Annotated in this window: 12 protein-coding genes and 1 other annotated feature; of the genes, 4 read left to right on the top strand and 8 right to left on the bottom strand. The window is 62.5% G+C overall.

Annotated elements, in window-relative coordinates:
* Positions 1-221 precede the first annotated feature (221 nt).
* Positions 222-527 (top strand): hypothetical protein, encoded by a 306-nt coding sequence (locus tag RDM88_RS09420; RefSeq protein WP_374045443.1) that lies wholly within the window; start codon positions 222-224, stop codon positions 525-527.
* Positions 528-585: 58 nt separating this feature from the next.
* On the opposite strand, the gene RDM88_RS09415 is transcribed toward RDM88_RS09420, so the two are convergent.
* Both RDM88_RS09415 and RDM88_RS09410 read right to left on the bottom strand, forming a co-directional pair.
* Entirely contained in the window at positions 586-828 is a 243-nt protein-coding gene (locus RDM88_RS09415) for a helix-turn-helix transcriptional regulator (RefSeq protein WP_308754594.1), read from the bottom strand.
* A 24-nt stretch (positions 829-852) separates the two neighbouring features.
* Complete coding sequence (locus RDM88_RS09410; RefSeq protein WP_308754593.1) at positions 853-1,083, bottom strand: helix-turn-helix transcriptional regulator; 231 nt, start codon at positions 1,081-1,083, stop codon at positions 853-855.
* 109 nt (positions 1,084-1,192) lie between these two features.
* Here RDM88_RS09410 and RDM88_RS09405 point away from each other — a divergent pair, with 109 nt between their 5' ends.
* Positions 1,193-1,492 carry a DUF6809 family protein gene (locus RDM88_RS09405; protein ID WP_308754592.1) on the top strand — a complete coding sequence of 100 codons (300 nt, stop codon included), beginning with the start codon at positions 1,193-1,195 and terminating at the stop codon, positions 1,490-1,492.
* Positions 1,493-1,600: 108 nt separating this feature from the next.
* On the opposite strand, the gene ymfI is transcribed toward RDM88_RS09405, so the two are convergent.
* The 6 genes from ymfI to RDM88_RS09375 all read right to left on the bottom strand — a co-directional run bounded on the left by ymfI (position 1,601) and on the right by RDM88_RS09375 (position 8,135).
* Complete coding sequence (gene ymfI, locus RDM88_RS09400) at positions 1,601-2,338, bottom strand: elongation factor P 5-aminopentanone reductase (protein ID WP_308754591.1); 738 nt, start codon at positions 2,336-2,338, stop codon at positions 1,601-1,603.
* 57 nt (positions 2,339-2,395) lie between these two features.
* Positions 2,396-2,641: an IreB family regulatory phosphoprotein gene (locus RDM88_RS09395; protein ID WP_101551345.1), complete on the bottom strand. Its 246-nt coding sequence runs from the start codon at positions 2,639-2,641 to the stop codon at positions 2,396-2,398.
* Positions 2,642-2,794: 153 nt separating this feature from the next.
* A complete protein-coding gene (gene pheT, locus RDM88_RS09390) occupies positions 2,795-5,176 on the bottom strand; it encodes a phenylalanine--tRNA ligase subunit beta (protein ID WP_308754590.1) in 2,382 nt (793 codons plus the stop codon).
* 16 nt (positions 5,177-5,192) lie between these two features.
* Entirely contained in the window at positions 5,193-6,212 is a 1,020-nt protein-coding gene (gene pheS / locus RDM88_RS09385) for a phenylalanine--tRNA ligase subunit alpha (RefSeq protein WP_308754589.1), read from the bottom strand.
* Between the two features lie 51 nt (positions 6,213-6,263).
* Positions 6,264-6,504: a binding site (T-box leader), on the bottom strand.
* 63 nt (positions 6,505-6,567) lie between these two features.
* Complete coding sequence (locus RDM88_RS09380; protein WP_308754588.1) at positions 6,568-6,975, bottom strand: PH domain-containing protein; 408 nt, start codon at positions 6,973-6,975, stop codon at positions 6,568-6,570.
* A 125-nt stretch (positions 6,976-7,100) separates the two neighbouring features.
* Positions 7,101-8,135, bottom strand: coding sequence for an RING finger protein (locus tag RDM88_RS09375; protein ID WP_308754587.1), 1,035 nt, complete (start codon positions 8,133-8,135; stop codon positions 7,101-7,103).
* A 214-nt stretch (positions 8,136-8,349) separates the two neighbouring features.
* Here RDM88_RS09375 and prfB point away from each other — a divergent pair, with 214 nt between their 5' ends.
* Both prfB and RDM88_RS09365 read left to right on the top strand, forming a co-directional pair.
* The gene (gene prfB / locus RDM88_RS09370; RefSeq protein WP_308754586.1) at positions 8,350-9,474 is read left to right on the top strand and encodes a peptide chain release factor 2; all 1,125 of its coding nucleotides are present in this window, start codon (positions 8,350-8,352) and stop codon (positions 9,472-9,474) included.
* Positions 9,475-9,499: 25 nt separating this feature from the next.
* Positions 9,500-9,913, top strand: a complete 414-nt coding sequence (locus tag RDM88_RS09365; protein WP_308754585.1) for an EamA family transporter — start codon at positions 9,500-9,502, stop codon at positions 9,911-9,913.
* The last annotated feature ends 82 nt before the right edge of the window (positions 9,914-9,995 follow it).

Here is a 9,995-nt window from a genome sequence, read left to right as displayed (position 1 = left end):
CATTTCTTGGGCGCGCAAGAAATGGACCCGCCCGCCGGGGCGGGACCCGGCAATTCCTGCCGCCGTAGGCGGCTCCTCTAAAGCGTCCCGGAGGGACGCGTAAAAATCCCCCCGGCCGCAGGGCGGAAAATCAAAGCGCGCCGCGCTTTACAGCCCGGCAAATTTATGGTATGATTTAACTTGGTACAAAATTTCATGAAGATAGATTGCGAGTGATGACTGTGGAAAAGAAGATTACCAAGCCCGGTACCCTGACCTACAAGGACCGCCCGCTCGTTCGCAGCGGAAATACCATCTATTACGGGGACATGGGCGACAAATACGTCGCCATGCTCCAGATCCTCAGCGAGGCCGATTTTAACGGCGAGACCCTCCCGACCAAGGTTTCGGTCCAAATCTGGTCCACCGACGAGGAGCTTCGCCCCCGCGACCGCGTCGTGAAGAAAACCGAGAAGAACAACCTCTTCGACGCGATGAACATCGCCTCCATCTGGCTCGAGCGCCAGCTCAACGAGAAAAAAGCCTGAATCACGCTGAAAAGCCGCCGTCCCCCGGGACGGCGGCTTTTTTTATCGATTGGCGAATTCAGTCGGACGCGCCCTGCTCGAGATGCGGAATGTCCGTCAGCCCCAGCAGGTAATCCGTCGACACCTGGAAGTAGTTCGCCAGCTTTACAAGGAAATCCAGCGATGCGCCTAAACTCCCGTTTTCCAGCTTGTGCAGCTGGTCGGTCGACAGTTCCAGCAGCTTTGCGATCTCTTCGGGCGACTTTTCCTCCTGGCTGCGCAGAGATTTTAATCGGTCCCCAAAGGTGTCTTGGTCAAACACGTGAAGTGCCCTCCTTTTGTTACTTTAACGGTTGATCTCCGGTTTGTCGGTCCGCCCGACAAGATAGTCTATCGATACGCCGAAATAGTCGGCGATACCTTCAATGTAATCAATGCTCGGAAGCCGCTCGCCGGTTTCCCAACGGCTTGCGGCCTGTCTGGTCACGCCGAGCGCCTGCCCGAGGCCGTCAAGCGTGACCTTATGTGCGATACGGAGCGTCTTCAGGCGCGAGCAAAACATTTTTTTGACTGGCATGGCGTTACCTCTTGACAGTCACCGATCTGGTGACTATAATATAATTGATGTCACCGTATCGGTGACAAAATAAAACTCTATTACATATTATGCTTGGAGGCGAAGAACGGTGGCAGAAGATTATTTGCGTCAGCTCTATCGGAACAGCCTGGACTATTATGCGGGTCTGGCGGCACAGCAGCCGGGATTTGAGGAGGCGGAGGCGCGGCGGGGCCGATGCATCCGCAAAGTCCGGGGCAAGCTGACACAGAAACAGCTTATCTGGCTGCAATCAGTGGTGGACGCGCAATGCAAATTGGAGCGCATCCACTGTGAAACCGCGTTCGCGGAGGGATTCCGGCTGTGTGCGCGGCTGGCTGGGGAACTGGACGCATGTGTGGATTCGGCGCGGAGCGCGGCGCCCGGCTGAACACGCCCGACAGTTTTGAACACGGCAGTGTCCCGCGGTGGGGCGGGGAGGCGGGCCTGATGTGTTTTCGGGGGGACGGGGGGACATTTTCCCAAAAGGTCCCCCGGATCAACCGCCGCTCAGGAAACCGCCGTCGACTTTGACGACCTGCCCCGTGATGAACCTCGCCTGTTCGCCGCAGAGAAAGACAACGGCGTCCGCCACGTCCCCGGGGGAGCCGATGCGGCAGAGGGGCGTGTCATCCCGAAGCGCGGCGAGGGTTTCGGGGGAGAGGCTGGCGTTCATCTCGGTGTCGATGACGCCGGGGGCGACGCAGTTGACGGTAATCCCCGAGGGGCCGACCTCCTGCGCGAGCGCCCTGGTGAAGCCGATGACAGCGGCCTTGGAGGCGGAGTAGTGCACCTCGCAGGACGCGCCGGAGATTCCCCAGATGGAGGAGATGTTGACGATGCGGCCGCTGCGGCGGCGGATCATGCCGGGCAGGACACAGCGGCAGGTGTGGAACACGCCGCCCGCGTTGACCGCCATCATGCGGTCCCAGTCGGCGATCGTGAGGTCGGTAAAGAGCTTCTGCTGGGCGACGCCGGCGTTGTTGACCAGCGCGTCGATATGGCCGAAGCGCTTTTCGGCGGCACAAACCGCCGCCTCGACGGCGGCGGGGTCGGCGATGTCGGCGCGGAAGAGCTCCGCGTCACAGCCGAGGGCGGAGAGCTCGTCCAAAAGCGAGCGGGCCGCGGCCTCGTTTTTGTGCCAGCAGGCCGCGACGGCACAGCCCTCCCGCGCAAAGGCGAGGGCGCACGCCCGGCCGATGCCGCGGGATGCGCCGGTAATCAGGACGGTCTTCATAAAGCCTCCACGGGATGTCAACGCCCCCGTCCTGCGGGCGGGGGCGTCCGTAATTTTCTAGTCGTTCAGGTAGCTTTTGACCAGCATCTGGAGCAGCTCGTCGCGGTCGATTTTCCGGATGAGGCTGCGCGCGTTGTTGTGGGTCGTGATATAAGTCGGGTCCTCCGACAGGATGTATCCCACAATCTGGTTGATCGGGTTGTAGCCCTTCTGGCGGAGCGCGTCATAGACCTCCGTCAGGATTTCCTTCATCTGCTGTTCCTTATCCTCATGGATCGAAAAGGATATCGTCGGCTCGTGCATGACATCACCCCTCCCTCTTACTGACCATTTTACAACAAATTTCGCCTTATGGCAAGGCGTAAACTGTATATTTCTCATATTGTATGACTTTCCCCGCGTGAATATTCCAATCAAAAAAGCCCCGGCGGACCGGGGCTTTTTCAATGCATGGCTTCAGCTGCGGATTTCCGCGCCGAGGTTCGCGAGCGATTTGAGCGCCCGCTTGATGGCGGCGTCGGCCTCCTCGTCGGTGAGGGTGCGGTCGTCGGCGCGCATCGTGAGGGAATAGGCGACGCTCTTTTTGCCCTCGGCGACCTGCGCGCCGCGGTAGACGTCGAAGAGGCTGAGCTCCTCGAGCACCTTGCCGACCGCCTCGCGGATCGCCTTTTCCAGCGCGGCGACGGGCAGCTCGTCGTCGCAGATGAGCGCGAGGTCGCGGGTCGCGGCGGGGAAGCGGGGCAGCGGCTTGTAGCCGCGCTCGGGCGAGACGTTTGCAAACAGCGCCGCTTCGTCGAGGCAGGCGACATAGGCGCGCGTGCCGATCTGGTAGTTCTGGCAGACCGCCGGGTGCACCTCGCCGAACCTGCCGAGCTTTTGGCCGTTCACGGTGATTTCGGCGCAGCGGCCGGGGTGGTAGGTGGGATCGTCGGAGACGGCGGCATATTCCGCGCCCTCCACGCCCGCCGCCGAGAGCAGCGTTTCGACGGCGCCCTTGAGGGTGAAGAAGTCGTGGCCCTCGCCGTAGGCGCCGATCGTGACGCAGGCGCGCTCGTCGGGCAGCTCGCTGCCCTCGACGGGGAGGTAGACGTTGCCGATCTCATAGAGGGCGGCGGCTTTGTTGCGGTTGTTGTAGTTGCGGGAGAGCACCTCGAGCATCGAGGGGACGGTAGTGGTGCGCATGACGCTGGTGTCCTCGCCGAGCGGGTTCTGGATGACGACGCATTTGCGGTAATCGCTGTCCGCCGGAAGGCCGATCCTGTCGTAGTATTTGGGGCTGATGAAGGAGTAGGTCGCGACCTCGCAGAGCCCCTGGGCGAGCAGGGTGCGGTTGAGGAGCCGCTCGAACTTCTGGACGGGGGTATAGCGGCCGTTGGCGGTGCCGCGGATGGCGGTGACGGGGATCTTGTCGTAGCCGTAGAACCGCGCGATCTCCTCGGCGATGTCCGCCTTGTGCTCGAGGTCGGCGCGGAAGGAGGGCGGGATGACGTCCCCGCCGTCGATCCTGCACGCGAGGCGGGTGAGGATACGGCGCATCTCCTCAACGGGCACCTCGATGCCGAGGAAGCTGTTGATCCATTCGGGTTCCAGCTTGATGCGGCGCTCGGCGTGGTCGGAGTTGTCCACGTCGATCATGCCGCCGACGACCTCGCCCGCGCCGAGCAGCTCGACGAGTTCACAGGCGCGTTCGACCGCCGGGATGGTGGTGGCGGGGTCGAGCTGCTTTTCAAAGCGGCCGGACGCCTCGGTGCGCATGCCGAGCTTTTTGGCGGTGGTGCGCACCGACGGGCCGTTGAAGCAGGCCGACTCGAAGACGATCATATTGGTGTCGTCCATGATGCCGCTGTATTCGCCGCCCATGACGCCCGCGACGGCGGAGGGCTTCTTCGCGTCCGCGATGACGAGCATCTCGGGGGAGAGGGTGCGGTCGACCCCGTCGAGGGTCATGATCGTCTCGCCCGGCCTGGCGTTGCGGACGACGATTTTGCCGCCCTCCACGTACTTGTAGTCAAACGCGTGCATCGGCTGGCCGTATTCGAGCATCACGTAGTTGGTGATGTCGACGATGTTGTTGATGGGGCGCACGCCCGAGGCGCGCAGCCGCTCCCGCATCCAGCGGGGGGAGGGCCCGATCTTGATGTTCCTGACCATCCGTGCCGTGTAGCGGGGGCAGAGGGCGGGGGCGAGCACCTCGACCGAGAGGTGGTTTTGGATGTCGTCCACCGTCTTTTGGACCTTCGGGGCCGCAAGGCTGAACGGCTGGCCGAAGGTGGCGGCCGCCTCGCGCGCGAGCCCGGTGACCGAGAGACAGTCGGGGCGGTTGGAGGTGATCTCGAACTCGACGCAGACGTCGTCGAGGCCGATCGCCGACTGGATGTCCTGCCCCGGCTTCATGTCCGGCTCCTGCAGGATGAAGATGCCGTCCTCGACCGCGTAGGGGAAGTCGTGGGCGGTGAGGCCCAGCTCGGAGAGGGAGCAGAGCATGCCGCAGGATTCGACGCCGCGCAGCTTGCCCTTTTTGATGTGGACGCCCCCCGGCAGCCAGGAGTCGTGCAGGGCGGCGGGCACATAGTCGCCCTGCCGGACGTTCTGCGCGCCGGTGACGATCTGCACGGGGCTTTCCGCGCCCACGTCCACCTGGCAGATGAACATATGGTCGCTGTCGGGGTGGCGGACGATCTCGTCGACCCTGCCGACCACGACGTTTTTGATCTCCGCGCCCTCGCGCTCCCAGCCCTCGACCTTGGAACCGGACATGGTCATCGCTTCGGAGAACTCGCGGGGCGTGATATTGCCGATGTCAACATAGTCGGCCAGCCATTTCATGGACAGATTCATGATAAGTTACCCTCCCTTAGAATTGGTTGAGGAACCGCAGATCGTTCTCGTAGAAGAGGCGCAGGTCGTCGATGCCGTAACGGCGCATGACGATCCGCTCGAGCCCCATGCCGAACGCGAAGCCGCTGTATTCCTCGGGGTCGATGTTGCAGATGGAGAGCACCTTGGGATGCACCATGCCGCAGCCGAGGATTTCGATCCAGCCCTCGCCCTTGCAGAGGCGGCAGCCCTCGCCGTGGCAGGCGAAGCACTGGAAATCCATTTCCGCGGACGGTTCCGTGAAGGGGAAGTGGTGGGGCCGGAAGCGCACGACCGACTCCTCGCCGTAGAGCCGCTTGACGAACATTTCCAGCGTGCCCTTGAGGTCGGCCATCGTGATGCCGCGGTCGACCACAAGCCCCTCGATCTGGTGGAAGAGGGGGGAGTGGGTCGCGTCGACCGCGTCGGAGCGGTAGACCCGGCCGGGCGCGATGACGCGGATGGGGGGCTTCTGCTTCTCCATCGTGCGCACCTGGACGGTGGAGGTCTGGGTGCGGAGCAGCACGTTGTCGCTGATGTAGAAGGTGTCCTGCGTGTCGCGCGCCGGGTGGTCCTTGGGGATGTTGAGCGCCTCGAAGTTGTAGTAGTCGGTCTCGACCTCCGGGCCCTCGGCCACCGAGAAGCCCATGCCGAGGAAGATCTCCTTGACCTCGTCGAGCACCTTGGTCAGCGGGTGGGCCCTGCCGAGCGGCGCGGCCCTGCCGGGCATCGTCACGTCAAGCTTTTCGAGCGCGAGCTTCTGGTCGAGCAGGGCCGCCTTGACCGCGGCGGTGCGCTCCTCGACGAGCGCCTCGATATTGGCGCGCACCTCGTTGGCGAGCTGCCCAACCTTCGGGCGCTCCTCGGCCGAGAGCTTGCCCATCTGCTTGAGGATGGCGGTGAGCTCCCCCTTCTTGCCGAGGTATTTGACCCGCAGGTCGTCGAGCGCCTTGAGGTCGCCGGCCTGCGCCAGCGCCTCGGCCGCCTGCTGTCTGATCTGTTGCAGCGCGTTTAACATTGTATTTCATCCTTCCCTGTGATACTGCAAAATAAAAAGGCCGTCCGTCCGCAGAGGGACGAACGGCCGTGACGCCAGTCCGTGGTACCACCCAAATTCCCAATACCAGAAGTATTGGACACTTTTGCGCTTTTTAACGGGGCGAACCGTCGCCGCCTACCGCCCCGAAGGGTTTGAGCGGCGCCGCTCACGGGTGAACTTCACGCAAACGCTTCCCGCGGTCTGCTCTCAGCCGGCGGCAGGCCTCTCTGCTGCGGCGCGGATGCGCTACTCTCCCGATCTCAGCGTTATTCGATTACACATCATCTTAGCATGCCCGCCCCGGATTTGCAAGGGCTTTTTGAGATTTTCCTTTTCAGAGGAGCATTCCGTCCCCGTCGTCGCAGCCGCACTCGTCGCTGTCGAGGATTTCGCCGACCCGCAGGCGGCGGGCGAGCTTCATCTCCTCCACCTGCCTGTGGATGAGCTCCTTGACCCCGCGGGGATCGCGGATGTTCTTGAGCAGCAGCTTGGGCAGGGACTTGTCCGACGACTGCACCAGCACCGACCCGACCCGGAAAATCCGCTGCCACAGGCTGATGGTGAGGCTGATGTCCCGCACGCGGTAGAGGATGACCTCCTCCTGGCGGGTGCTCAAAAGTCCCGTCTCGAGAAAGAGCCGGTCCTCCGACATCGAATACTTCGTAAAGGTGATCGGCATTCCGCAGATGCGTTTGCGGTCCTTCCAGACCACGGCGGGTTCGGGAATTCGTTCAGCTGCCATGACAGGGCTCCTTTCTTTCGCGCGGCGCCATCATTCTGCTGCCATCATACCATCCCGCGGGTGAAAACGCAAGACGGGCAGGAAAAAAGGGAGCGGTACAACCGCTCCCCAATCTGTTTTTCCGGTCAGGCGACCATGATCGCCATCACCATCAGGATATAGACGGCGAAGTAGGCCACCACGCAGCCCACGGCGGCGATCACGACGACGGCGCGGTTGGTGCGTCCCGCTCGGGCGATCGCCTCGGTATAGCGGCGGTCGTCGAGCGCGCCCTGCGCCGCGAGCAGGCTTTCGCGGACGCGGGTGACCTTTTTGACCGCGTGACGCAGGTAAAAGCGGTTGGCGAACAGGGAGAAGACGATGCCCACGGCGAGCAGGAAATAGCGCATGTACTCCATCGCGGCGTAGGCCCACAGGTGCTGGGTGGGCTGGAACTCGCTGATGAATTCAAACATGCTCGCCCCGGCATAGATGTCGTTCATGTGGTCAAGGGCGAAATGGACCGCCTCGGGCATGACGAAGAGGGTGGGGATCTGCGCGAGCAGGGTGATGCCCAGCAGGACGAGCCCCACCGCGTACATCTTGCGGTAGAAAAAGTAGAAAAAGTTGAAGAAGAGCGCGCAGAAGTTGAAAGAAACGGGCTTCCCCTGGGAAATCTGTTTAAAGCGGGGGAGGAAGTAGCCGGAATTCTCCCCGACATAGAGCGCGAGGTCCCGCGCCGGCACCCCGTCGATCTCCTCCGAGGGGTTGAGCCCGCCGAAGGCCGCGCTGTAGGGATTCTGCGCCGGCGGCGCGGCGGCATAGGACTGTCCGCCAAAGGGGGAGAAGGGCTGTCCCTGCTGCGGCTGGCCCTGGGCGCCGCGGTGCAGCGGCGCGCCGCACACCTGGCAGAAGAGGCCGGTCGGGGGATTTCCGGCGCCGCACGCCGGGCAGGCGGAACCGCCCGCGCCGCTGCCGGAAGCCTGACCGGGGGCCTGCTGTTCATGCGGCGGCTCCCAGGCGTGCCCCTTGATATGCAGGTCGTTCAGCGCGCAGTGTCCAAGCTGCTGGTAGCACGTCCGGTGGTGGGGCGCGCCGCAGACCGGGCAGACGACGATATCGTCGTCCTCTGTAAAGCGTTTGTTGCAGACGGGGCACTTTACGCCCGTATAGTTCGCCAAAAAATCAACCCCTGAATCATAAATCCATAGATAGTGCTTTCTGAATACCCATGATACAGACAATCCCCTGAAAATTCAAGAGCGTAATTGTGAACTTTTCGTGCGGACGGCTTTTCCATGGGGTTTTGCGCCGGAACCGCTTTACTTTCCCGGGAAAAAATACTATAATATTATTTCTGAGAATGACAAACGATAGTGGAATGGAGTTGCCGATATGCTGCAATTTGAGGAGCTGCGCCTGCGGCTGGAAGGGCGCCGGGAGGAACTGGACGATCTTGCCCAGGCGATCGGTTACGAGGGCCTCAAACGCAAGCTCGCCGAGCTGGAGGAGCAGACGACCGCGCCGGGCTTCTGGAACGATGTGGAACGCTCGCAGAAAAACCAGGTGGAAACCGCCCGCGTCAAGGGGAAACTCGAGGGCTGGGACAGGCTCGACGCCCTTTACGGGGACACCCTCACCCTCATCGAGCTCGCGAACGAGGAGGAGGACGAGTCGGTCTACGGGGAGGCGCTCGCGGACGTTGAGAAGTTTGAACAGGACCTCGAGACCCAGAAGCTTGCCACCCTGCTGACGGGCGAATACGACGTGAACAACGCGATCATGACCTTCCACGCGGGCGCGGGCGGCACCGAGGCGCAGGACTGGGCCCAGATGCTCTACCGCATGTACACCCGCTGGGCCGAACGCCACGGCTATACCTATAAAATCCTCGACTACCTCGACGGCGACGAGGCGGGCCTCAAGAGCGCGTCGATCATGATCGAGGGAGAGAACGCCTACGGGTTCATGCGCTCGGAGGCGGGCGTGCACCGGCTGGTGCGCATTTCGCCCTTCGACGCGTCCGGCCGCCGGCACACCTCCTTCGCGTCGGTGGAGGTGCTGCCCGAGCTGCCCGACGACCACACCGTCGAGATCAACCCCGAGGATATCAAGATGGAGGTCTTCCGCTCCTCCGGCGCGGGCGGCCAGCACATCAACAAGACCTCCTCGGCGGTCCGCCTCATCCACATCCCGACCGGGATCGTCGTCTCCTGCCAGAACGAGCGCAGCCAGTTCCAGAACCGCGACATGTGTATGAAGATGCTCACCGCCAAGCTCGTCGAGATCAAGGAGCGGGAGCATCTCGCGAACATCAACGAGATCAAGGGGGAGCAGATGCAGATCGCCTGGGGCAGCCAGATCCGCTCCTACGTCTTCATGCCCTACACCCTTGCCAAGGATCACCGCACCGGCTTTGAAATGGGCAACATCAACGCCGTGATGGACGGCGATATCGACGGGTTTATCAACGCGTACCTCAAGGCGGCGAGCCTTGGGACGCTCGGACAGGTGGACTGAGAAAAGCGTGAGGAGAGGATCTTATATGTGGGCTGTCTATGCGGTCGGGTCGGCGGTCTTCGCGGCGCTGACCTCCATTCTTGCCAAGGTCGGCATCGAGAACGTCAACTCCAACCTCGCCACGGCCATCCGCACGGTGGTCGTGCTCGTCCTCGCGTGGGGGATGGTCTTCCTCACCGGCTCCCAGCACGGCATCCGCGACATCTCCCAGCGCAGCATGCTCTTCCTGATCCTTTCGGGGCTGGCCACCGGCGCCTCGTGGATGTGCTATTACAAGGCCATCCAGATCGGCGAGGTCTCCAAGGTGGTCCCCATCGACAAGTTCAGCCTCGTGATCACGATCGTCATGGCCTTCATTTTCCTGCATGAGGCGGTCAGCGTCAAATCGGTCATCGGCGCGGTGCTCATCACCGGCGGCACCCTTCTGATGGTGCTCTGATATTGGAAAATGCCGCCCTTGGGCGGCATTTTTGCTGTCCTTCCCCGACCGGCGGGGCTTTTACGCGCCCCTCCGGGGCGCT

Source organism: uncultured Anaerotruncus sp. (assembly GCF_902490045.1).
GTDB lineage: Bacteria > Bacillota > Clostridia > Oscillospirales > Ruminococcaceae > Anaerotruncus.
This window is presented reverse-complemented; position numbering and strand designations above follow the sequence as displayed.

What these genes read in the sequence shown, in the direction of transcription:
- pheT (WP_308754590.1), bottom strand. Translation starts at nt 5,176, where the DNA reads ATGAATCTGTCCATGAAATGGCTGGCCGACTATGTTGACATCGGCAAT.
- RDM88_RS09365 (WP_308754585.1), top strand. Translation starts at nt 9,500, where the DNA reads ATGTGGGCTGTCTATGCGGTCGGGTCGGCGGTCTTCGCGGCGCTGACC.
- RDM88_RS09395 (WP_101551345.1), bottom strand. Translation starts at nt 2,641, where the DNA reads ATGCACGAGCCGACGATATCCTTTTCGATCCATGAGGATAAGGAACAG.
- RDM88_RS09410 (WP_308754593.1), bottom strand. Translation starts at nt 1,083, where the DNA reads ATGCCAGTCAAAAAAATGTTTTGCTCGCGCCTGAAGACGCTCCGTATC.
- ymfI (WP_308754591.1), bottom strand. Translation starts at nt 2,338, where the DNA reads ATGAAGACCGTCCTGATTACCGGCGCATCCCGCGGCATCGGCCGGGCG.
- RDM88_RS09380 (WP_308754588.1), bottom strand. Translation starts at nt 6,975, where the DNA reads ATGGCAGCTGAACGAATTCCCGAACCCGCCGTGGTCTGGAAGGACCGC.
- prfB (WP_308754586.1), top strand. Translation starts at nt 8,350, where the DNA reads ATGCTGCAATTTGAGGAGCTGCGCCTGCGGCTGGAAGGGCGCCGGGAG.
- pheS (WP_308754589.1), bottom strand. Translation starts at nt 6,212, where the DNA reads ATGTTAAACGCGCTGCAACAGATCAGACAGCAGGCGGCCGAGGCGCTG.